Genomic DNA, 21,833 nt, shown 5'->3' on the forward strand with positions numbered 1-21,833 from the left:
CGCGCCCTGCTCGCTGTGCAGGTCGTTGTGAGTCCCATGGTGACCGCTCATTACTGCTCCTTAGACGATAAGCTGACGTAATCGTCACTCACGAGTATATCCTCAGTCAAGAGCGTCTGAGGAAATCGTCATTCCTGACTGGACCGCGCTAGGATGGGCGCACAACACGCCGAGGAGATGCCGAGGAGCGATCATGAGCAACGCACCAACGGAGCAGGCCAACCGACTGGACCGCCGCAAGGCCCGGACCCGGGCAGCCCTGATCCGGGCTGCGCAGACGCTCATCGCCGAGGGCAGGACGAACGTGCCGATCCTGGAGATCACCCAGGCCGCCGACGTCGGGATGGGCTCCTTCTACAACCACTTCGAGACCAAGGAACAGCTGTTCGAGGCTGCTCTCGAGGCAGTGATGGACGGCTACGGTCAGCTGCTCGACGCCCTGACCGCCGACATCGAGGACCCCGCGGAGGTGTTCGCCTGCAGCTTCCGGCTCACCGGACGGCTCTACCGCAGGGAGCCGGAGCTGAGCCTGGTCCTCCTCAACAACGTGCTCCGGCTGCTCAGCGCCGACAACGGCCTGGCGCCACGCGCCCGACGGGACATCGCGGCCGCCGTGGACGCCGGCCGCTTCACCGTCGAGGACCTCGACGTCGCGGTCACGATGACCGCCGGAGCCCTGCTGGCCCTCGGCCAGCTGCTGCATAACCAGCCGGAGCGCGATGTCGAGGAGACCACCGACCGGGTGACCGAGGACCTGCTGCGCATGTTCGGCGTACAGCGGCGACAGGCGCACCGGATCTGCTCGCTACCACTGCCGGACATCGACGCGGTGCGAGGCGACGGCTCGGCGGCCTGACGGTCCGCTCCTTCGCTCCTGCCCAGCGACCCGCGGCCAACCGGCTACCAGCGCAGCCGCCCACCGCGGCCGCACGCAAGCAGTCGGACCCGGCTGGGCCACCCACGGTCCCACTGCCTTCACCTCGGGGCGCTTTCAGTCACATTGGCAGCTCACCCGGGAGCCACGACCTGACATCCACGCCGTACGTCGCCGCGGCCCGCTCGGCGTGTCGCAGGAAGCTGGAACAGACGACGGCGTAGCCCAGGTGAGCGTCTCGCGTTCCACCTGAACCGGTCGGTCCATCAGCGGCCGGACCAGCTCCTCGGCGGCGCCCTGGAGCGCGAACAGCTCTGCCCTGTGGTCCCAGCCCTGCAGCCTGGCCACGGCAACGAACCGCTCGATCGGGCAGTTCCCGACCCCGCCACCGAGTCCGGCCGGCGGTGGCCAGTGCTTGACCCGGGGCAGGCTGTCGTAACCGTCCATTCGGGGCAGGTGCAGCCGAGTGAAACGGGTGGTCCTCTCCATCAGGGTGCCATCGCGGACGACGAAGTCGACTGAGGATTTCGTCATTTCTTGGCCGCGACAGTTGACCAATCCTCTCTTCTGACGATATCGTCAGTACTGCACAGAATTTACAAGAGCCCTCGATGGGCCCCGGAATCTAACGAAGGTGTACCCCATGAAGCAGCACAGGGATTTCTCTCCGCGGCTGGATGATCTGCGGCAGCGGGTCTCGACGGCCAGGTCGGCGGTGCGGGCTGCCGCGGCCGAGTCCGACACACAGCTCAGGGAGCCGATCCAATGATCGAACTGCAGCAGCTCACCAAGAGATACGGCGACAAGCTCGCCGTCGACGCCATCAGCGCCACCATCCGGCCGGGTGTCGTCACCGGCTTCCTCGGTCCCAACGGGGCAGGCAAGTCGACAACGATGCGGATGATCATCGGCCTGGACCGGCTGACTTCCGGAGCCGCGCTGGTCAACGGCCGGCCGTACGTCGAGGCACCAGTACCGCTGGCCGAGATCGGCGCGCTGCTCGACGCCAAGGCCGTTGACGGCGGCCGCAGCGCCCGCAATCACCTGCTCGCCCTCGGTGCCACCGTCGGCATCGGGCCGCGGCGGGTGGACGAGGTGCTCGCATCGGTCGGCCTGACCGAGGTAGCCCACAAGTCCGCCGGCTCGTTCTCGCTGGGCATGGGCCAGCGCCTGGGCATCGCCGCGGCACTGCTGGCCGACCCGGCCGTGCTGATCCTCGACGAGCCCGTCAACGGCCTCGACCTTGACGGCATCCAGTGGATCCGTGCTCTGCTCACCGAACTGGCCCAGCAGGGACGCACGGTGCTGCTGTCCTCGCACCTGATGAGCGAGATGCAACTGGTCGCCGATCACCTGCTGATCATCGGCCAGGGCCGCATCCTTGCCGATATTTCGATGGACGACTTCATCGAGCACTCCACCAGCGGCGGCGTCGTCGTGGCGTCTCCGGACGCCGGCGCGCTGGCGCCCCTACTGGCCGCAGACGGCGTGACCTTGACGTCCAGGCAAGCCGGCCGGTTCGAGGTCCGCGGCCTCACGGCGGACACGATCGGCGACATCGCCGCTGGACACGGGCTCCGCCTCCACGAGCTGGCCCCGGTCGCGGCCTCGCTCGAGTCCGCCTATCTCGAGCTCACTCGCGACAGCGTCGAGTACGCCGCCGCCTAGCAACCCGACTTCTCACCCACCAACGAATCCCAAAAGGACAGCCGCATGACCACTGCTACCGCCACCGCCACCACCGCGCTCGAATCGACGTCTCGCCGCACCGCGCCCACGACAACCACCCACCGTCAGACCCTGGGCCGGGCGATCCGCTCGGAATGGATCAAGGTCCGCACCCTGCGCAGCACCTGGATCGGCATGGGCGCCCTCGTCCTCCTGCTGGTCAGCCTGGGCGCGATCGCGGCCGCCGTGTCCACCGGCTCGGTCACGACCTCCGAGGACGGGGGCGGGATCGGCAACGCCGACCCGCTCAAGACCGTCATGACCGGCGACTTCGCGGCGGTTCTCCTGGTCGGGGTCCTGGGCGCCCTCGCCGGCGCCCGCGAGTACGGCTCGCGCATGATCTCGGCCACCATCGCGGCCGTCCCGCGGCGCTGGCAGGTCGTTGTCTCCAAGGCCGTCGTGCTCACCGGCGTCGTGCTTCCCACCGCACTGATCGCTGCCCTGGCCACCTTCGGCGTGGGCATGGGCATCCTCTCGGCCGGTGACAGCGCGACCGTGGCGCTCACCGACGACGGCATCCTGCGCTCGGTGCTCGGGATGGCCGGCTACCTCACCGCGATCGCGCTGATGGGCCTCGGACTGGGGATCCTGCTGCGCAGCGTGGCCAGCAGCATCGGCGTCCTGCTCGGCGGCGTCATGGTGCTGCCGACCATCGCCGGGGCCCTACTGCCCGCCAGCCTGGACTCGGTCCTGCAGTTCCTGCCGAGCTCCGCCGGGGCCGCGTTCACCACCGTGACGGGGGCCGGAGACAGCGTCCTCGGCGCCACCGCCGGAGCCCTGGTCCTCGCCGCCTGGGTCGTCCTCACCCTCGGCGCCTCCATCCTGGCGATCACCCGTCGTGACGTATAGACCCGGATCCACCGATCGGGCTCGGTGGGGCGGTCATCTGATGCGCGTGCTGGCGCCGTTGACGGCCCGCCAGCGGTAGAACGCGAGCAGCGGCTCGATGTCGTCGACGATCCTGGCGACGCCCTTGGGCCACCTGGCGCCGAACTCATGAGCGAACTCGTCGACAGCACGCCCGGGCGACCCTTGCCGGTGGTCTGAGGCAACCATAGAGTCTTCTGTGCGGCGATCTCCGCGGCGGAGCCACCCTCCTGGAGTGCGCATGGCGGTCGAGCAGACGCAGTCGGCGGCAGGGCCGGGGACGGTCGACCGGCGGACGATGCTCTCGGTCTTCATCACGGTGGCGCTCGGGATGCTGCTGGCGGCGCTCGACCAAACGATCGTGTCGACCGCACTGCCGTCGATCGTGGGCGACCTCGGTGGGGCCGGGCACCTGTCCTGGGTGGTCTCCTCCTACCTGCTCGCCGACACCATCGCGGCCGTGCTGGCCGGCAAGTTCGGCGACCAGTTCGGCCGCAAGCGGGTGTTCCAGGTCGCTGCCGCGACATTCGTCGTCGCTTCAGCACTCTGCGGGCTCGCGCAGGGCATGCAGTGGCTGATCGCCTGGCGTGCCGTGCAAGGCTTCGCTGCCGGGTTGTTGATGGTCACCTCGATGGCGGTCATCGCCGACGTCATCCCACTGCGTGAACGTGGCAAATACCAGGGCGCACTGGGCGCCGTGTTCGCAGTCACGACGGTGATCGGCCCGCTGCTCGGCGGCCTGTTCACAGATCACCTGTCCTGGCGGTGGGCGTTCTACGTCAATGTGCCGGTCGGCATCGTCGTCATTGTCCTGGCCGCGTTCACCATGCCGAGTATCCGTCCGGGTCTGCATCCGGTGATCGACTACCTCGGCATCGTGTTCGTGTCCATCGGCGCAGCCGGCCTGACCCTCGCTCTGTCGTGGGGTGGCACCGAGTACGCGTGGAGCTCGCTGACCATCATCGCCATGATCATCGGCTCCCTGGTCTCGTTGGCGATCTTCGTGCTCGTGGAGCGCCGAGCAGCCGATCCGATCCTGCCGATGCGGCTGTTCCGATCCTCCGTCTTCGTCGTCTGCGTCATCCTGTCCTTCATCGTCGGATTCGCCATGCTCGGCGCGATCACGTTCTTGCCGACCTACCTGCAGTACGTCAATGGCGCGTCTGCCACCGCCTCCGGCCTTCAGACCCTGCCATTGGTCGCCGGTTTGCTGGTGATGTCCATAGTCTCCGGCAGTGTGGTGGGCAGGACCGGTCAGTACAAGATCTTCCCGGTCGTCGGCACGGCCGTCATTACCCTCGGCATGTTCCTGCTGTCCCGGATCGGTGCGGGTACTCCGTACTGGCAGCTGGCCGTCGCCATGCTGGTGCTCGGTCTCGGCATCGGCATGAGCATGCAGATCCTGACCATCGTGGTGCAGAGCACCGTCGCCTACCAAGACCTCGGCGTCGCCACCTCCGGAGTCACGTTCTTCCGCACGCTGGGCAGCTCATTCGGCGCCGCCGTGTTCGGAGCGGTCTACGCGAATGTCCTCAACGACAGGCTGCCCGCAGCGGTTGCCGCTTCACCAGGAGTCGACCCAGCCGCGGTGACCAGCCCGCAAGCCCTGCACGCCTACCCGGACGCGCAGATCGCGCCAATCGTCGATGCGTACGCCCATGCCATCCATACCGTGTTCCTGGCTGCGATACCGGTGGCCTTCGTCGCCTTCGTGGTCGCGCTCTTCCTCAAGCAGGTACCGCTGCGCGGCACGGCCCGCGACACAGCACCCGACGTCGGCGAAGGCTTTGGCGTGCCCGAGGCAGCAGACGCCAACCAACAGCTGCAGGCCGCGATCGCGCGCCTCGTCCGAAACAAGGGGCGCACCGAGCTGCCCAAGGTGAGAGAGCGTTCAGGGGCATCGTTCGGCGCGTCTGACGGCTGGAGCGTCGGTCAGGTCTACTTGCGATCCAGGCTCGGCAGGACCACTACGGTCGAGGAGATCTCCACGCTGTACCACCTGCCACCTGAGGTCCTCGCGCCGGCGTTCGAAGCGGCTGCCGCCAGCGGATACCTCACCAGCCACAATGGCCAGCTCGCCATCACCGAAGCCGGCGCACTCGAGGTGGAGAAGCTGGTCACCGCGCTCAAGGCGTGGTTGGCCGGCGAGCTCGCCGACTGGGGCGTCGACGACCCGGAACTCAGCCGCGCACTCGGCGAGGTCGCGACCCAGTTCGTCAACCAGGACCCTCAGCACGTCCCCGGACCAATGGGTCTGTTCGCATCCGTGAACCCAACTCAACCGACTCGGGGCTCGTAGGAACGCCTGAGCGGGTAGATCGTCTGCGGGTCAGCGCGTTCTGGCGTGCGGGCCCGCGCCGCTTGGTCAACCGAGTGACCGGGATCCTCGAGCTCGCGGCGCGGGCAGGGTTATCCGGCTCGTCTTGTCCCGTCGGGCCTGCTTGCCCCGGCAACCGGGTTGCCGAGTCGGTCGTGGTCCGTCTCCGCTGGGAACCCGCTGGTCATCAGCGCGGTGTAGTCGGCCAGGTCGGGCACCTGGAAGTCCTGGCCGGTCACCGCCGGGGTGGTAGCAAGGCCCAGAGTGAGGCGACCGACGTGGTCGGAGCTGAGCCAGGTGGGGTCTCCGTGCGGTCGTGCGCGGCTGAGCAGCGGGGCGAAGGCGAGGCTGTTGACCCGCCGCTGCCGGCCGACCTCGGTGGAGAGGGTCCGGCGCAGCATCCGGAGGGCGCCGCCGTGCATGGCTCTGGGGCTGGTCGCGGGCATGGCGAGGTAGGCGGACAGGCCGAGGATCATGGTGTAACTGCCACCGTCGGTCATCCTCGGGATGAAGGCGCGGGCGGCTGCGAAGTGGGCCCGGCTGGGGTCGACGAAGTAGGTGTTCCAGTCCTGTTCGTCGGTCTGCCAGACCGGCTGGCCCCCGTACCAGCCGCCGATGCTGGCCACGACGTGCGTCGGCGGGCCGGCGCGGTCGACGGTCTCCTCCGCGATCTTGGTCATGCCGTCGAAGGTCTGGGTGTCGCCTTCGATCCCGACGAGTCGGTCGGCGCCTCCGTCGAGGGCCTGGCGGACGACCTCGATGCGACCCGCGTCGCGGCTGGGGACGACGACGGTGGCGCCGGCGGCGATGTGGGCCCGGACGATGCCCTCCCCGATGTTGCCGGTGCCGCCGAGGATGACGGTGGTCTGCCCGGCCAGGTCGGCGGTGATTGGTTCGTTCATGACGTGTGCTCGCTTTCGTCGACCCCTGCGGGGTCGATGTTGAAGTTGTCGCGGAAGACGTTGTGGGGGTCGTAGCTGCGCTTGAGACCGCGGAGCCGGGCCAGGGTCGCCGGAGGGAAGGCCTCGGCCAGTCGATCCGGCCGGTCGTCGGTCTCGAAGCTGGGATAGAGGCCGTCGAAGTTCGGACGCAGGCGGTCCCACTCGCGGTTCATGCCGTCCCGGCTGCGGCCAAGTGCCCCCGGGAGGAAGTTGGCGTCCCGGTGGGCGTACGCCGTGGCCTCGGCGGGGACGTCGGCGACCGCGCCGCCGAGGGCTCGGATCTGGAAGTAGTGCGCCTCACCATTGGCCAACAGTTCGGCGAAGCCACGCGCGAGGTCGGGGGTGATGTGCCGGACCACGGCAGCCCGGGCGTGTGGCTCGCCCACCCCCCGGTGCGGTCCCGGGTAGACGTTGTCGATCACGTGCGAGTAGGGCACCACCTGTGCGGACTGCTGGACCAACTGCCCTGCGGACGCGAAGGGCGCCAGCAACTCGCGGATCTCCTCGGGCTGCTCGCTGTGCACGACGGTGTTGACCTGCGCCACAACCGGTTGGCCGGGGGGTGTGGGCCCGAGGATCAGCGAGCTGGTGACCTGGCGAGGCGCGGACTCGAGCGCTGTCCCCCAGTCGACGAGCAACTGGGCGGCGTCGTCGGCCGCCAGCACGAACTGCGCGTACCCCACCGCCGAGACGGGCGACGCGGCGATCTCGAACGCAGTCACGACTCCGAAGTTGGACCCGGCCCCGCGGACTGCCCAGAACAGGTCGGGCAGGGTGATTGCGTCGGCGCGCACCGACGAGCCGTCGGCGAGCACCATCTCGACAGCTCGGACGCGGTCGATGGTGAGGCCGTGCTCGCGGACCAGCCAGCCCGCGCCGCCTGCGGTGGCGAGCCCCCCGACCCCGACGCCGCCGTAGTCGCCGCTGCTGATGCCCAGCCCGTGCGGCTGCAGCGCGCGTGCGACGTCGAGCCACTGCGCGCCTGGTTCGACGCGCACCACGCCAGTGCCGGGGTCGGGAAGCGCGATGTCGTTCATGGCGGCCAGGTCGAGGACGATCCCGCCGTGGTTCGTCGACCGGCCGGAGACGCCGTGGCCGCCGCTGCGGATGGAGAAGGGCAGGTCCGGGTGCTTCGCGGCGAGCAGGACGGCCGAGCGCACGTGCTCGGCGTGCCGGGCCTGCAGGATGATCGCCGGCGCCCCGCCTCGGAAGAACGTCGGCGCGTGGTCGCGGTAGAACGGGTCCTGCGGCGTGACGGCCACCGCCTGCAAATCGTCGGTCAGTTGTGCGCGGGTGAGCGCGCGGTCCGGTGCGGAGGTGGTCACAGCCGACCTCGCAGGACGGCGGCGTGGGCCGCGGAGTAGCCGATGGAGCGCATCGCCACCTGATCGGCGATCTTGGCGGTGAGGGTGGCCAGCTCATCGGTGTCGGCCACGACGCGCACCGGCACTCCACTCGGGTCGGTGAGGTTCTTCGCGCGTCCGCGGTGTTCACCGGACAGCGCCCCTGCTCGCCGGCGGTCGTTGCGTGTTCCCTGATGAGTGGCCATCGGTGCTCCAGTTGCTCCTAGGTATGTGATTGACGATATCGTCACTTTCGAGTCTACACTCAGTCAAGGCTTTTCTGAAGAAATCGTCACTTCTGACCGCGCGGCGCTACGATAGGACGAGCTCACCAACCGATGACGACGCCGAGGAACGACCATGACGACCGCATCCACGCAACCGGGCAACCGACTCGATCGGCGCAAGGCCCGGACCCGCGCGGCTCTCATCCGGGCGGCCCAGACGCTCATCGCCGAAGGCCGGACCAACGTCCCGATCCTGGAGATCACCAAGGCGGCCGACGTAGGGATGGGCTCCTTCTGCAACCACTTCGAGACCAAGGAGCAGCTGTTCGACGCGGCCGTAGAGGCGGTGATGGATGCCTACGGCCAGCTTCTCGACCGGGTCACCGGGCGGATCGAGGATCCTGCGGAGGTGTTCGCCGCGAGCTTCCGGCTCACTGGACGGCTCCACCGTCGCGAGCCCGAGCTGAGCAAGGTGCTGCTCAACAACGCGCTGCAACTGCTGACTGCAGCCAACGGCCTGGCCCCGCGGGCGCGTCGCGACATCGAGGCCGCGACCAAGTCCGGTCGTTTCGACGTCACAGACCTCGATCTTGCGGTCACCATGGCTGCGGGCGCCCTCATCGCCCTCGGGCAGCTACTGCACGACCAGCCCGAGCGCGACGTCGACGAGACGACCGATCGGGTCACCGAGGACCTGCTGCGGATGTTCGGTGTCCCGCGCCGGCAGGCGCGACAGATCTGCTCACTGCCACTTCCCGAGGTCGACGCAGCCGGGGACGACGGCTCAGCGGCCTGACTACTTGTGGGCAGGATCCTCTGGTCCTGACGCTAGACCTTCTGGCGTCGTCTGATGCCCTGACACGCTTGGGACCCCACAAGAGTGACAGATCACATGACGAAATCGTCAGTACCGGCGGTATTGTTCACCTGTGGGTGGTCCCACCAATGGGCATCCCAGCACCGTCGTCACGTGTGACCGCGAGGAGATCTTCCGATGAGCAGCGCCACTACCTCCAGGCTCGCCGAGACCGCCGCTCCGCCCGACGCTCTTCTGGTCGGTGCCGCGCTGGGCCCGGTCCGCCGATTCGCCCCCGATATTTCCACGGCGAAGTGGGCGGCCTCGCTCGCCCGCAAGCCGAGGACCACCGCGCGGCGGCTGCGCGAGCTGGGTATCGAGGCCGGCCGCGTGCTCAGCGGGACCTCGACCTTGGCGCCCCAGCGCGGGGACCGCCGGTTCACCGATGTCGCCTGGACCGAGAACCCGCTGCTGAGGCGGCTGGTCCAGCTGTACCTCGCCGGGAGTTGGACCGCCGGGCAGTTGGTGACGGAGGCCGACCTCGAGCCGCGCGACCGCAAGCGCGTGCAGTTCTTCCTGGAGAACCTCGTCGAGGCGCTTGCTCCGAGCAACGTCCCGTTGGTGAACCCGGGCTCCGCCAAGGCGGTGATCGACACCGCGGGGCTCAGCCTGGTGCGCGGGGGGAGGCAGCTCGTGCAGGACCTGGCCACGGCCCCCCGCGTGCCGGAGATGGTCGACGGCAGCGGCTTCGCGCTGGGCGAGAACATCGCCGCGACGCCCGGTGGGGTCGTGTTCCGCACCGAGGTGCTGGAGCTGATCCAGTACGCGCCGCAGACGGACGAGGTCTACGAGGTGCCGGTGCTGGTGGTTCCCCCGACGATCAACAAGTTCTATGCCGTCGACCTCGCGCCGGAGCGGAGCCTCGTCGAGCACGGCGTGCGCCAGGGACGGCAGATGTTCGTCATCTCCTGGCGGAACCCGGACTCGCGGCATGCTTCCTGGAACTTCGATACCTACGTTCGTGCGGTCCTCGACGCGCTCGAGGCCGTCGAGGAGATCACGGGCAGCGCGCGGACGGTGCTCGGCGGCGTCTGTTCCGGCGGCCTCTTGGCAAGTATTGCGGCGGCGTACCTGGCCGGGATCGGCCGGCAGGACCGACTCGCGGCGCTCTGCTTGGCGGTGACCGTCATCGACAACCACGATGCCGGGACGGCGTCGGCCCTTGTCGACGAGCGGTTGGCGAGCCTGGCCAAAGCCAAGTCGGCACGCAAGGGGTACCTCGACGGACGCGACTTGGCCGAGGTGTTCGCGTGGCTGCGCCCCGGCGACCTGGTGTGGAACTACTGGGTGAACAACTACCTGTTCGGGAAGCGGCCACCGGCGTTCGACATCCTGTTCTGGAACTCCGACACGACTCGGATGACCGCCGCACTGCACGCCGACTTCATCGACCTTGCGATGCAGAACTTCCTGACCAGACCCGGAGCCCTCACGGTCCTCGGCGTGCCGATCGACCTCGGGAAGATCACCGTCGACTCCTACGTGGTGGCCGGCATCACTGACCACATCACCCCGTGGGAGAACTGCTACCGCAGCGCACAACTGTTCGGCGGGACCACGCGCTTCGTGCTGTCCACCAGTGGACACATCGCTGCCCTGGTCAACCCCCCGGGCAACCCGAAGGCGTCCTACCACAGAGGCGACGACCTGACGTCCGACGCCAAGAGCTGGCTCAAGGGCTCAGACGTCCACCAAGGCACCTGGTGGACCGACCTCGGCCTGTGGCTGAACGACCGCTCGGGTGACCGGAAGCCGGCTCCCGAGGAGCTGGGCTCCCCGAGCCTGGCCATGCTCGCAGAGGCCCCAGGTAGCTACGTCTTCGACAAGTGACACCACGCCGATGACCGAGTTCCGGCGAATCCGTGTGCTCGGCCACGGGGTGCGGGTGGCGGTGCGGCCGGGCATCGGAGCCGGCCCGCCATTGTTGGTCTGCAACGGAATCGGGGCCAGCCTCGACCTGCTCCAGCCGTTCGTCGACCGGGTCGACCCCCGCATCGAGGTGGTCCGGTTCGACGTCCCTGGCGTCGGTGGATCCCCGACACCCAAGTCCCCCTACAACTTCGCACTGCTGGCATGCTTCGTCGGGCGGCTCCTCGATGAGCTCGGCCACGACAGGTTCGATGCCCTCGGGATCTCCTGGGGCGGCGGCCTCGCCCAGCAACTGGCCTTCCAGAATCCGCGTCGTTGCCGAAGGCTGGTACTTGTCAGCACCGGAACCGGCATGCTCATGGTGCCCGCCCGCCTCAGCGTGCTGAGCAAGATGCTCACACTGCGGCGCTACCGCGACCCGGAATATGCCAAAGCCATCGCGTCCGAGCTCTATGGAGGGCGGATGCGCCGGCAGCCCGACGAGGTGAGGCGCGTGCTGTACGAGCCGGAGCGCTTCGGAGCCAGAGCCGGCTACTACCTGCAACTCCTCGCCGGCGTCGGCTGGACGAGCCTCCCGGCCCTGCCACTCATCCGGCAACCCACCTTGATCCTCGCCGGGAACGACGACCCCATGATTCCGCTGGTCAACGCGCGGATCATGCATTCGTTGCTGCCCAACGGGTCTCTTCACGTCTTCGACGACGGCCACCTCGGGCTCCTCACCTCCGCCGACGAGCTCGGCCCGCTCGTCTCGCGCTTCCTGACGTCCCCGAGAGGCGAGCGAGCCACGTCGAGAAGCTGACGCTCGCCGGCCCGTTGCGCAGCGGTCGAGCGCGATGTCCACGATCATGTCGTTGTGGCCGCCGACCCAGGCTGCGGCGGCAGACCTCCTGCAGGATCGAGCGCACGTTCACGCCGTACGCCGCCTAGGCCCGCTCGGCGTGCTGGACGAAGCTCGGATGGACGCCCGCATAACACCAGGGCGAGCATCTCGCAGTCCACCTGGGCTGTTCCCGACCATAGTTAACTGAGGATTTCGTCATGTCTTCGCGCTAGCGGGTTGACCGGCTGCAGTACTGACGATATCGTCACTACTGCAGATACATTACAAGTGCCCTCATCGGGCCGGAAACCAAAGGTGGTAGCTCATGACGCAGCACACGAATTTCTCCACGCGGCTGGACGACCTGCAGAAGCGGGTTGTGACGGCCAGGTCGGCGGTGCAGACGGCCGCGACTGAGTCCGACGCGCAACTCAAGGAGCGGATCGATCAGGCCCAGTCCCACCTGGACCAGTCAGTTCAGAACGCACGGCAGGAGGTCTCGCAGACCGCCGAGGGCGCTCGGGCGAAGTGGGCGCAGGTAAGGGCTGATGCCGCGGCCAAGATGAGCGACGTCAAGGCGAACATGGACAAGCGGACTCACCAGGTGGACGCCAAGGTCGCCGCGAAAGACGCGAACTGGGCAGAAGCTGACGCGGCCGAAGCCCTCGACTTCGCCGACTGGGCGGTCGAGAACGCGCAGCTGGCCATCCTCGACGCCATCCACGCCCGCGCCTACGCCGACAAGCTTGCCAAGGCCGCAGACAACTCGTAGTTCACCAGTGGGACTGGTGGTCAGGAAGCCCTAGTTCTCCTTACAGCACTCGCGCCGCCGCGGGCAGGAATGGTCAACGGCCTGCCCGGCGGCGGCATCACGCGGAAGGAAGTTTGCAATGACTAATGATCTGAAGACCCCGGACCCGCTGCCCGACACGCTCCGGGCCGGCGCCCAGGACGCGTCGGCGGTCAAGGTGCACGACCTCGCCTGGCTGGAGTTCGAGAAGCCGGGTCTGGACCGGGACGAGGTCGACCAAGCAGCAGGCAAGGCTGTTGTCGACGCATTCACCATTCCCTGGAAGTCGGAGATCCAGCCATGACTACCCCGCTCGTCGTTTCCTCGGCCGCGCTCATCGCTGTCCCCTTTGCGGTGCTGGGCACAAGCAAGATCCGAGCCGTTCCATCGATGCAGGCCCGGGCCGCGCAGGTCGGTTTCAGTGTCGGTGCCTACCAGCGCATCGGGGTCCTGGAGGTCGCGGGTGCCGCAGGAGTGATGCTCGGCCTCGCGATGCCCCCGCTCGGCCTGCTCGCCGCGGCGGGTTTGCTGCTTCTCGTGGCCTATCTGTGGCTCGCCTTCGGCGAGATCTGATGAAGAGGCCGACATGACCAACCTCAGCCAGAACCTGACCGAGTCCGCTTCGATGTATCCGCACCACCCGGCCGTCCGGATGGATGACCACGTGCTGACGTACGCGGCCCTGGACGACGCCGCGTCCCGGATGGTCACACTGCTGCGGGGCAGCGGGTTGGAGCCTGGCGACCGTGTCGGGCTGATGCTTCCGAACGTACAGTTCGCGATCTCGTACTACGGCGTCATCCGGGCCGGCGGGGTCGTCGTGCCGATGAACCCGCTGCTCAAGGAGCGCGAGGTGGAGTACTACCTCCGCGACTCCGGCGCCAAACTGCTGCTGGCCTGGCATGACTGTGCCGCCGAGGCGGAGGCAGGTGCGAAGGCCGCAGGCCCCGACTGCCTGGCGGTCGCGCCCGGGGACTGGGACTTCCAAGCCGCGCTGGCGGCGACACCGCCCGCGACCGACCCAGTCAACCGGTCCGACGACGACATCGCGGTAATCCTCTACACCTCCGGCGCCACCGGCAAGCCGAAGCGCGCCGAGCTCACGCACGGTCGCCTGAACCGCAACCAGGCGGTGACCGCACGGGCCCTGATCAACGCCGCCAGGGTTCTCAGCGGCGAGCGGACAGGGACACGATCCACCCCACCCGCGCTGCTGCCGCGCTTGCCGACACCGACGCCTCGCAGGCCAGCCCCGGTACAGCTGAGACAGCCATAGCGACGTGTTCGGCGGCAGCCTGGCTCCGTCATCGCCGGTGCGCTTCTATCCGGTCCAGGACGGTCGCGCCCAGCCACTGGCCAGCGAGCAGGGCATAGGTCCCCGGCTCATTTGCCCGCGCTCATCAGTACTCCGCGACCAGATCCGGGTGATGGGGCGTCTCGGCGGTACGATCCCGCCCCGGTTTCCGAGCCGCGACGCGATCGGAGGATGGTCGGCCTCCACACTGCTGCGAGGCGACCTCCTCGACCGGGCTGCACTTGCACGGGGTTCCTCGGTCTGGTCGAGAGGCTCGGGCTCGAGCTGATCGAGGATCGGCGCCTGTCGCCGACCTGAGCGGCGGGGTGTCGCGCCTGCGGCTAGCGTTCGGCGGCGCCGCCGCTGCTGGGGTGGCCGTAGGCGCTGACCGCCAGGTTCGGTCTAGCCTTGGTCTAGCTGGGTGCTGCGCTCACACCTCACGTCCGAACACCATTGAATCGAAGGATCCTCCCCATGTCCTCCAGTGCTGGCACACAGCAACAGAGCGTCGCGGACGCGCTGGCGCAGCGGGTCGAGGCGCGGCGGGGCGCCGAATCCGTGTGGGTCGAGAGGTTGCGTGAGCTGGGGGCGGTGGACCGGGCGGTGTATGAGGTTGTGGCGGATACCCCCACCCCGGAGCTGGACAGCCCCGTTCGCCGGCTCTCGAACGCGGCGAACTACTCGCGGCTGTGGCTTGGTCTCGCCGCCGTGATCGCCGTGTTCGGTGGCAGGCGTGGACGCCGCGCGGCGCTGGAGGGCGTGCTGGCGATCGGGGTGACCTCGGCGACCGTCAATCTCGGCATGAAGCCGCTTGCCCAGCGGCGGCGCCCGGATCGCGCTGGCCACGACCTGTATGCGGCTCGCCGTGTGTCGATGCCGGAATCCGACTCATTCCCGTCCGGCCACGCCGCGTCGGCGTTCGCGTTCGCCTACGCGGTCGGCCGGCACCTGCCAGGGCTGGCCGTGCCGATCCGGTTGCTGGCGGGCGGCGTCGCCTACTCGCGAGTCCACACTGGCGTGCACTATCCGGGTGACGTGATCATCGGTTCCATCGTGGGGGCCGGAACCGCAGCGACAGTCGCTGCAGGATGCGACCGCATCTACCGACTGCAGGACGCGAACCGCGAACGTGTGTAACCGGCAGACCTGACGGGCCCGCACCTTCTCGGCGTATCAGCCCTCTGGCAGCGGACGCGTTTGTCTGGGAGGCGATAACGGCGCAGATGGTGGCCTGCCTTGATGGCGGGGCGAGATTCGGACTCGCAGAGCCCTGGGCCGGATGGTGAACTGCAGCGGCGGGCTTAGATCGATCGCCTCGCCATCGATCCCGGCGTGTACCGGTGGCAGCGCGCTGACGTCCAGACGTGGCGCGCTCCACGCTCGCCCTGGAGTGTGGGGGCCAGCCCGCGGGGGGTGCGGGGCAGCGCTGGGTGCGTCGAGAACGATGATCCCGAGTCGGCCGCTGTCGAGGGCCGGTCGGGCACCGGGCGTCAGCGGGCGATCGAGCGTGTAGGGGTTGTTCGACACGAGCACAACCGCGAGATGCTGGTGCTCGCGCCCCATTTCGTCAACCAGGCGCAATGCCGGCACCTCTGCGCCCGGGCCCAGCACTTTCTCGGCGGTCTCCAGGAGCGTCCGCATCTTGGCATCGCGGTAGCCGGGACTGCGGACGGCGTCGCCGTAGATACCGAGCGAGACGTTGTTGAGAAACAGGCGGCCATTCACGTCCGCCACGTCGATCAGGCGCTCGATCCCCCCTGTGAACGCGTCGAGCGCGCCGAGCACATCGTGCGGATCCACCCCGAGGTCGCGAGCGAAGTGGTTGCGCGTCCCGGCCGGCACGCACACGAACGGAAGCCCATGCGTGGCGGCCGCCGCGGCCACGACCGCCAGCGACCCGTCGCCACCGGCAACCCCCAGCGCGTCCGCACCATTGGCAACGGCTTCCCGGGCTAGCGCTTCGAGGCTCTGGCCTGGCGCAAAGATGACGGTCTCAATCCCTCGGTCGCGCGCCCGCTCCGCAACCTCAGCGCGTGCGGCCGTGCCCCCGCCCGATCTCGGGTTGACAAACAACACCGGCCGTTGCGGGGGATCCGAGGACCGCCGGCCAGGACCCGACAGCTCCGACACCATCCACTGCATTCTCGCGCAACGACGGTAAGCGTGCTAGTCGCAAATCACCTGCCATCGATGACGGGATCCCGGCCCCTGGTGATCACGGCCCCGGTGAGAAGCGGCAGGCCGAACAGCAGGACCCGCCAGGTGACCTTCTGCTGGAACATCTGGCCCTCCTGATCCCGGAAAGCTGTATGCTCGTCATACAATCAGTCCGTCTTACGGACGGTCAACAGCCGATCCGAAGGGGAGACCTTCATGGGCAGCGTGACACCCTTCTACGCCTCCGGTGCGCAGACCTTTGGCCTGGAGTCCTTCGATGTGCGGTCTCCCCGCCACGGCGAGCTCGTGGCGACGGTCTCGGTGCCTACTGCTGAGCAGGTGGAGCAGGCTGTTACGGATCTCGACAGCGTTCGCGGGGAGTTGCAACGGACCTCGGCCGGCGAGCGGGCGAGCGTCCTGGACCACGTGTCGCGGGAACTGGGCCGTAGGCGGGACGAGGTTGCTCACCTGATCGCCCTCGAGAACGGCAAGCCCCGGCAATGGGCGCTGGCCGAGGTGGATCGGGGCGCGTCGACGTTCCGATGGGCGGCGGAGGAAGCTCGCCGGTTCTCCGGCGAGGTCCAGCGCCTGGACACCGAGCCCGGCGGGAACGGCCGGATCGCGCTGGTACGGCGGTTCCCGCGCGGTCCGGTGCTCGCCATCACGCCGTTCAACTTCCCGTTGAACCTGGTCGCCCACAAGCTGGCGCCCGCGATCGCGGTGGGGGCCCCTGTTCTGGTCAAGCCCGCTCCCGCGACACCGTTGACCGCCCTGCTCCTCGCGGAGATCATCGCGGAGACCGACTGGCCGGCGCGTGCTTTGAGCGTGCTCACCGTGCCGAACGAGCGGATGCCGGAGCTGGTAGCGGACCCACGCCTGCCGGTGGTGTCGTTCACCGGATCCGGGCCGGTGGGCTGGTCGATTCGTGATCGCACGCCGCGCAAGCACGTCTCCCTCGAGTTGGGTGGCAACGCGGCAGTCGTCGTGGATCGCGACTGGGCCGACCTCGACACCGCCGCGCGGCGGATCGCGCTCTTCGCGACCTACCAAGCCGGCCAGTCCTGTATCTCCGTCCAGCGCGTCATTGTCCATCGAGACGTCGCCGAGGCGTTCATTCCGGCGCTGCAAGCGGCCGTCCGTGAGATCGCCTCGCGCACCATGGATCCCGAACGCGACGTCGTCGGCCCGGTGATCAACGACGCTGCCGCCGAACGCATCGAGTCTTGGGTGGCCGAGGCCGTCGCGGAGGGCGCGGACCTGCTCGTCGGTGGGCCGAGACGCGGGCGTCTGGTGCAGCCAACGCTGCTGAGGGACGTGCCCCGGCACACCGCTCTCGGTTCCGAGGAGGTCTTCGGACCCGTGCTCACCGTGACGACCGCGTCGTCTGTCGAGGACGCATTCAGCCAGGTCAACGACTCGCGTTACGGCCTGCAGGTCGGGGTGTTCACCCAGTCCATGGAGACGGCGTTCACGGCGCACCGTGAGCTCGAGGTCGGAGGTGTCGTGATCGGGGACGTGCCCAGCTACCGGGCCGACCAGACGCCGTACGGAGGATGGAAGGAGTCCGGGGTCGGAAGGGAGGGCGTCGCCGCCGCAATGGAGGACCTGACCGAGCCGCGCGTCATGATCCTGACCGGAATGCCGCTCTGACCTGTCGTCAGTTGTCGTGGTCGGGGTCAGTGATGACCTCGACCCGCTCGAGCAAGCGTGAGCGGAGCATCCGGCGCAAGCGCGCGATCGAGTCGTCGTTCAGGTGGTGCACCGGGTCGTCGTACGTCGTCAGCTCGATCCGTGCGCCGAGTGACGCGAAGGCGCCTGCGGTCTTCTCGACCCGGGTCAGCGGGACGAACTCGTCGTCCTCAGCGCACAGGAGCACGATCTCGGTGCCCGGCAGGCCGCTTCCCTGTACAGCTGCCCGCGGCCGGTCCTCCGGCCCGAGGTAGCCGCCCGTGTGGATGAACGCGCCGGCGCACGGCGGCTGGTCCCGCAAGAGGTACTCCGACAGCAGGCAGGCTCCCTGGGAGAAGCCGAAGAGGACGACGTCTCGCTGCGGCCAGCCCAGCCGGCCGAGATCGGCGAGGTGGCTCCTGACCATGCTCAGCGCATGGTCGAGGCGCGGCTGGTTCTGCTCGAGTGGTGCGAGGAAGCTCTGCGGGTACCAGGTGTCGGCGTCGGCCTGCGGTGCCAGCCAGGCCACTCCGGGCAGATCGACGCGGTCGGCCTGCTCCGCCATGAACCCGGGGCCTTGGCCCCGGCCGTGTACCGCGTAGACGACCAGTGCCGCCTCGGCCAGCGGTGCGCCGTACAGCACTGGCGTGCTGGCCAGGTGGGGGTTCTCGGGCGTAGTGAGGAAGGCCATGTCAGTTCCCTCCGGGGCCGGGCGCTGACGGCGCCCGGCCCTGAATCATCGTGAGCCGGGTCAGTCGGACGTGACCGGCTCCAGCCGGGAGAGGATGCTCTCCCGCTCGCTCTCGAACTGCGGCGGGAGCATGAAGTTCTTGCCGAGCTCCTCGGCCGGTTCGTCGCAGTCCCAGCCGCCCTCGTCGTCGGTGACCGCCAGCTCGAACAGGGCGCCACCCGGGGTCCGCACGTAGTGGGACTTGAAGTAGGTGCGGTTCTTCAGCTCCGAGATGTCGGTGTAGCCGACACCCTCGATGTCGAACCTGACCGCGGCCTGGTTCTCCAGGGTGTCGAGGTTCCAGGCGAAGTGGTGGTAAGTGCCCGCACCGAACGTCCACGTGCCCTGGCCGTCGGTCCGGTTCCCGCGTAGCTCGATGAAGTTGCCGTACTCCTGCTTGCCGACCTGGAAGCAGGCGACGTCGCCCTCTTCCATCACGTTGCCCTGGGAGAAGAAGGCGTCGTTGGCGAAGTCGACCATCCGGTCCTGGTCGTACACGTGCAGGCCGACGCCGTGGATGCCGTGGATTGCGGCCTCGGCCGACACGCCGTTACCGGTGAAGCCCTCGCGCGGATCGGTCTCATTCCCGACCAGGACGTACTCCAGGCCGGATGGGTGGTGGAAGGCGATCCGGCCGCGGCCGAAGGCCTCGGAGCGCTTGGCCTCGATGCCGTGCTCGCCGAGCCGCTTCACCCAGTAGTCGAGCGAGCCGTCCGGGACGGAGAGCATCACCTCACGGGCCTGGTTGGTGCCCCGCTTGCCGTACACCCCGGCCTGGGCGAACGGGAACGTGGTCACCACCGACGACGGGTCGCCGTTCGCGTTGGAGTAGTAGAAGTGGTAGATCGGCACGGAGCCGTCGTACAGGACGGTCTTCTTGATGAAGCGCATGCCGAGGACCTTGGTGTGGAAGTCCACGTCCTCCTGCGCGCCAGCCACCGACAGCGTCACGTGGTGGGAGCCGACGAGGTACGTCATCCGGGGTTCTCCTTCTCTGGTCGTGCCGGAACGACGGCCCGGCGAGGGTATGATCGTCATACGATCCGACGGTAGTGTCAATAACTGGTCCCGGCGCTGACGGCGGTGGAGGCGGCCGCGAGGGTCGGTCTTCGACGGGGTCGTGCGAAGGATTGTCATACATTGCATCGCATCGCTGGTCTGCGTTAACGTGTCCTGCATCAAGTTTGTCTGACGATCATACGAGGGACCGTGAGCCATCACTCCGCTGCTGACGAGACGTACGAGGTGCTGATCGTGCGCTACGCGTCCCGTATGACGACCCGGAGCGCCGTCTTCCTCAACCACCACCTGTACGGCGAGCCGGACGCTCCGATCGGCATGGACTACTACGTCTGGGTGTTGCGGAACGAACGGCGCACAATCGTGGTCGACACCGGCTACAGCGAGCTCGGCGGGCGCAACCGGCAACGGGGTCACCTCATCCATCCACGGGAGGCGTTCCGCGGCCTGGGGGTCGAGCCGGCGGAGGCCACGGTGGTCCTGACCCACGGCCACTACGACCATGCGGGCAACGTGGACCTGTTCCCGGACTCGACGGTGATCGTGCCGCGGACGGAGTACGACTTCTGGACCGGCGACTGCGCCCGGCGATTCCAGTTCCACCACACCATCGAGGAGAGCGAGATCGACCACTTGCGCACGGTCCACAAGGAGGACCGGATGGTGTTTCACCGCGGCCAGGAGGAGATCGCGCCGGGGGTGGAGCTGATCGAGATCGGCGGGCACTCGCCGGGTCAGGCGATCCTCACCGTCAACACGAACGAGGGCCTGGTGCTCCTGGCCTCCGACGCGACGCACTACTACGAGGAGCTCGAGCGCGACCTGCCGTTCCTCGTCGTCGCCGACCTCGAGGCGATGTACCGGGGCTTCGATCGCATGAACCAACTCATCGCGGATCGTGACGCGATTCTCGTCCCCGGCCACGACCCCGCCGTACTCGATCGCCACCGCCGCCTCGACGGTCCGCTCGGTGAGTTCGTCGCGGTGATCGGCGGCCGCCAAGGTGAAGGAGCAGCGTGACGAGCACGGTCGGTTTCATCGGTCTCGGGAACATGGGCGGGCGGATGGCCCGCTGCCTGGTGTCCGCCGGCTACGACGTACTCGGCTACGACACCCGCCCCCAAAACGTCACCGCTTGCGGCGTGACGGCGGCGGCCTCGGTCGCTGAGGTCACGCGGACCTGCGACGTCGTACTCCTCTCGCTGCCGGAGAGCAAGGTCGTCGAGGCGGTCATCCTGGATGAGGACGGCGTGCTCGCCAACGCCCGTGAGGGGCAGGTGGTGGTCGACCTGAGCACCTCGGCCCCGGCCTCCACCGTGCGCTTGCACGAGCACCTGGCCGAAGTGGGCGCCACTCTGGTCGACGCCGGGATCTCGGGCGGCGCGGCGGCTGCCGAGAAGGGGATGCTCACCCTGATGGTTGGCGGGGAGCCGACGACGCTGGAGCAGGTGCGTCCGGTACTCTCGGTGTTCTCCGCCGACATCTTCCACTGCGGGCGGGTCGGGGCCGGGCACACCGCCAAGCTGCTCAACAACTTCCTCAACGCGATCGCGTTGTCCGCGACCGCCGAGGTGATGGTGGCCGGGCGTAAGGCGGGACTCGATCTGCAGGTACTGCTCGACGTACTCAACACGAGCTCCGGGGTGAACTTCGCGACCCAGAACAGGTTCCCGAAAATCATCCACGGCGACTATCTGCGGGGCGGCCTGACCAACGCGCTGATGATGAAGGACGTCCTCGCCTACGTCGACCTCGTGGCGGGCCTTGGCCTCGCGAGCCCGAACTCCGCCGCCCCGCTGGCCTCCTTCGGTCTCGCCCTCCAGCTGGGCTACGCCGACGACATCAGCAACACCGTGGTCGACGCGATCGGCGACGTCTCGGGGCGCGTCCGCATCCACGACGGCGCGTACGACGCCGGGAAGGACAGGTCGTGAAGCTCATCCACGGAACCACCCAGCACGGCGTCGGCGGCAAGACCGGCTCGAAGTTCACCGGAGCGGTCCACCCTTACCTCACCATGCCCGCCACCGACGGAGTGACCATCAACACTGTCAACTTCACGCCTGGCGCCCGCACGTACTGGCATGTCCATGAGCACGGCCAGATCCTTCAGGTGCTCGGCGGCAGCGGCTACGTCGCGACAGAGCAGGACGGCCTCCGCCGGTTGCGCGCCGGCGACACCGTGTGGTGCCCGCCAGGCGAGCGGCACTGGCACGGCGCCGCCGCCGACTCCTTCATGACCCACACGGCCATCTCGCTCGGGACGACCTCCTGGGCCGAGGAGGTCACTGAGGAGCAGTACACCGCGCCCGTCACCGAAGAGGACTGA

The 21,833-nt window shown here is 68.3% G+C and carries 25 protein-coding genes; 17 read left to right on the forward strand and 8 right to left on the reverse strand.

Going from position 1 to position 21,833, the window contains the following annotated elements:
* Positions 1 to 193: 193 nt before the first annotated feature.
* Positions 194 to 856, forward strand: coding sequence for a TetR/AcrR family transcriptional regulator (locus EV652_RS17655; protein WP_132210257.1), 663 nt, complete (start codon positions 194 to 196; stop codon positions 854 to 856).
* 139 nt (positions 857 to 995) lie between these two features.
* On the opposite strand, the gene EV652_RS17660 is transcribed toward EV652_RS17655, so the two are convergent.
* Positions 996 to 1,499, reverse strand: a complete 504-nt coding sequence (locus tag EV652_RS17660; RefSeq protein WP_369410031.1) for a 4-hydroxy-2-oxovalerate aldolase family protein — start codon at positions 1,497 to 1,499, stop codon at positions 996 to 998.
* A gap of 18 nt (positions 1,500 to 1,517) precedes the next feature.
* On the opposite strand from EV652_RS17660, the gene EV652_RS45805 reads away from it, so the two are divergent.
* From EV652_RS45805 to EV652_RS17670, 3 genes are read left to right on the forward strand one after another with little or no spacing between them, the layout of a single operon-like run.
* The gene (locus tag EV652_RS45805; RefSeq protein WP_255512602.1) at positions 1,518 to 1,643 is read left to right on the forward strand and encodes a hypothetical protein; all 126 of its coding nucleotides are present in this window, start codon (positions 1,518 to 1,520) and stop codon (positions 1,641 to 1,643) included.
* On the forward strand, positions 1,640 to 2,542 hold the full coding sequence (locus tag EV652_RS17665; protein WP_132210258.1) for an ABC transporter ATP-binding protein: 903 nt from the start codon (positions 1,640 to 1,642) through the stop codon (positions 2,540 to 2,542). Before EV652_RS45805 ends, EV652_RS17665 begins: the two co-directional genes overlap by 4 nt.
* Positions 2,543 to 2,587: 45 nt before the next feature.
* Positions 2,588 to 3,451, forward strand: coding sequence for an ABC transporter permease (locus EV652_RS17670; RefSeq protein ID WP_132210259.1), 864 nt, complete (start codon positions 2,588 to 2,590; stop codon positions 3,449 to 3,451).
* Between the two features lie 33 nt (positions 3,452 to 3,484).
* On the opposite strand, the gene EV652_RS44065 is transcribed toward EV652_RS17670, so the two are convergent.
* Positions 3,485 to 3,658, reverse strand: coding sequence for a hypothetical protein (locus EV652_RS44065; protein WP_158441177.1), 174 nt, complete (start codon positions 3,656 to 3,658; stop codon positions 3,485 to 3,487).
* 52 nt (positions 3,659 to 3,710) lie between these two features.
* Here EV652_RS44065 and EV652_RS17675 point away from each other — a divergent pair, with 52 nt between their 5' ends.
* The gene (locus EV652_RS17675; protein WP_132210260.1) at positions 3,711 to 5,768 is read left to right on the forward strand and encodes an MDR family MFS transporter; all 2,058 of its coding nucleotides are present in this window, start codon (positions 3,711 to 3,713) and stop codon (positions 5,766 to 5,768) included.
* A gap of 110 nt (positions 5,769 to 5,878) precedes the next feature.
* On the opposite strand, the gene EV652_RS17680 is transcribed toward EV652_RS17675, so the two are convergent.
* The 3 genes from EV652_RS17680 to EV652_RS17690 are packed head-to-tail and all read right to left on the reverse strand — an operon-like array spanning position 5,879 to position 8,276.
* Positions 5,879 to 6,688: an SDR family oxidoreductase gene (locus EV652_RS17680; protein WP_132210261.1), complete on the reverse strand. Its 810-nt coding sequence runs from the start codon at positions 6,686 to 6,688 to the stop codon at positions 5,879 to 5,881.
* Positions 6,685 to 8,052 (reverse strand): FAD-binding oxidoreductase, encoded by a 1,368-nt coding sequence (locus EV652_RS17685; RefSeq protein ID WP_199238247.1) that lies wholly within the window; start codon positions 8,050 to 8,052, stop codon positions 6,685 to 6,687. Before EV652_RS17685 ends, EV652_RS17680 begins: the two co-directional genes overlap by 4 nt.
* A complete protein-coding gene (locus tag EV652_RS17690) occupies positions 8,049 to 8,276 on the reverse strand; it encodes a hypothetical protein (protein WP_132210262.1) in 228 nt (75 codons plus the stop codon). The genes EV652_RS17685 and EV652_RS17690 overlap by 4 nt, the downstream gene beginning before the upstream one ends.
* A 154-nt stretch (positions 8,277 to 8,430) precedes the next feature.
* Between EV652_RS17690 and EV652_RS17695 the strand changes: the two genes are divergently transcribed.
* The 8 genes from EV652_RS17695 to EV652_RS17730 all read left to right on the forward strand — a co-directional run bounded on the left by EV652_RS17695 (position 8,431) and on the right by EV652_RS17730 (position 15,066).
* Entirely contained in the window at positions 8,431 to 9,093 is a 663-nt protein-coding gene (locus EV652_RS17695; RefSeq protein WP_132210263.1) for a TetR/AcrR family transcriptional regulator, read from the forward strand.
* A gap of 198 nt (positions 9,094 to 9,291) precedes the next feature.
* The gene (locus tag EV652_RS17700; protein WP_132210264.1) at positions 9,292 to 10,983 is read left to right on the forward strand and encodes a PHA/PHB synthase family protein; all 1,692 of its coding nucleotides are present in this window, start codon (positions 9,292 to 9,294) and stop codon (positions 10,981 to 10,983) included.
* 10 nt (positions 10,984 to 10,993) lie between these two features.
* Positions 10,994 to 11,824 (forward strand): poly(3-hydroxyalkanoate) depolymerase, encoded by an 831-nt coding sequence (gene phaZ / locus EV652_RS17705; protein WP_132210265.1) that lies wholly within the window; start codon positions 10,994 to 10,996, stop codon positions 11,822 to 11,824.
* A gap of 346 nt (positions 11,825 to 12,170) precedes the next feature.
* Positions 12,171 to 12,617 carry a hypothetical protein gene (locus EV652_RS17710; protein ID WP_132210266.1) on the forward strand — a complete coding sequence of 149 codons (447 nt, stop codon included), beginning with the start codon at positions 12,171 to 12,173 and terminating at the stop codon, positions 12,615 to 12,617.
* A 118-nt stretch (positions 12,618 to 12,735) separates the two neighbouring features.
* Positions 12,736 to 12,939, forward strand: coding sequence for a hypothetical protein (locus EV652_RS17715; protein ID WP_132210267.1), 204 nt, complete (start codon positions 12,736 to 12,738; stop codon positions 12,937 to 12,939).
* Positions 12,936 to 13,208, forward strand: coding sequence for a DoxX family protein (locus tag EV652_RS17720; RefSeq protein ID WP_132210268.1), 273 nt, complete (start codon positions 12,936 to 12,938; stop codon positions 13,206 to 13,208). The genes EV652_RS17715 and EV652_RS17720 overlap by 4 nt, the downstream gene beginning before the upstream one ends.
* 13 nt (positions 13,209 to 13,221) lie before the next feature.
* The gene (locus EV652_RS17725) at positions 13,222 to 13,911 is read left to right on the forward strand and encodes an AMP-binding protein (RefSeq protein ID WP_132210269.1); all 690 of its coding nucleotides are present in this window, start codon (positions 13,222 to 13,224) and stop codon (positions 13,909 to 13,911) included.
* Between the two features lie 492 nt (positions 13,912 to 14,403).
* Positions 14,404 to 15,066 carry a phosphatase PAP2 family protein gene (locus tag EV652_RS17730; RefSeq protein WP_132210270.1) on the forward strand — a complete coding sequence of 221 codons (663 nt, stop codon included), beginning with the start codon at positions 14,404 to 14,406 and terminating at the stop codon, positions 15,064 to 15,066.
* Positions 15,067 to 15,102: 36 nt separating this feature from the next.
* On the opposite strand, the gene EV652_RS17735 is transcribed toward EV652_RS17730, so the two are convergent.
* The gene (locus EV652_RS17735) at positions 15,103 to 16,062 is read right to left on the reverse strand and encodes a diacylglycerol/lipid kinase family protein (protein WP_158441178.1); all 960 of its coding nucleotides are present in this window, start codon (positions 16,060 to 16,062) and stop codon (positions 15,103 to 15,105) included.
* 240 nt (positions 16,063 to 16,302) lie between these two features.
* Between EV652_RS17735 and EV652_RS17740 the strand changes: the two genes are divergently transcribed.
* On the forward strand, positions 16,303 to 17,736 hold the full coding sequence (locus EV652_RS17740; protein ID WP_132210272.1) for an aldehyde dehydrogenase family protein: 1,434 nt from the start codon (positions 16,303 to 16,305) through the stop codon (positions 17,734 to 17,736).
* A gap of 7 nt (positions 17,737 to 17,743) precedes the next feature.
* Here the strand turns inward: EV652_RS17740 and EV652_RS17745 are convergent, their stop codons facing one another.
* Together EV652_RS17745 and EV652_RS17750 are read right to left on the reverse strand one after the other, a co-directional pair.
* Positions 17,744 to 18,445 carry an alpha/beta hydrolase gene (locus tag EV652_RS17745; RefSeq protein WP_132210273.1) on the reverse strand — a complete coding sequence of 234 codons (702 nt, stop codon included), beginning with the start codon at positions 18,443 to 18,445 and terminating at the stop codon, positions 17,744 to 17,746.
* A gap of 60 nt (positions 18,446 to 18,505) precedes the next feature.
* Complete coding sequence (locus tag EV652_RS17750; RefSeq protein WP_132210274.1) at positions 18,506 to 19,462, reverse strand: VOC family protein; 957 nt, start codon at positions 19,460 to 19,462, stop codon at positions 18,506 to 18,508.
* Between the two features lie 231 nt (positions 19,463 to 19,693).
* Here EV652_RS17750 and EV652_RS17755 point away from each other — a divergent pair, with 231 nt between their 5' ends.
* The 3 genes from EV652_RS17755 to EV652_RS17765 are packed head-to-tail and all read left to right on the forward strand — an operon-like array spanning position 19,694 to position 21,833.
* Positions 19,694 to 20,524: an N-acyl homoserine lactonase family protein gene (locus EV652_RS17755; RefSeq protein ID WP_199238248.1), complete on the forward strand. Its 831-nt coding sequence runs from the start codon at positions 19,694 to 19,696 to the stop codon at positions 20,522 to 20,524.
* Entirely contained in the window at positions 20,521 to 21,438 is a 918-nt protein-coding gene (locus tag EV652_RS17760; RefSeq protein ID WP_199238249.1) for an NAD(P)-dependent oxidoreductase, read from the forward strand. The genes EV652_RS17755 and EV652_RS17760 overlap by 4 nt, the downstream gene beginning before the upstream one ends.
* Entirely contained in the window at positions 21,435 to 21,833 is a 399-nt protein-coding gene (locus tag EV652_RS17765) for a cupin domain-containing protein (RefSeq protein WP_132210275.1), read from the forward strand. The genes EV652_RS17760 and EV652_RS17765 overlap by 4 nt, the downstream gene beginning before the upstream one ends.

The organism is Kribbella steppae (assembly GCF_004342025.1).
GTDB lineage: Bacteria > Actinomycetota > Actinomycetes > Propionibacteriales > Kribbellaceae > Kribbella > Kribbella steppae.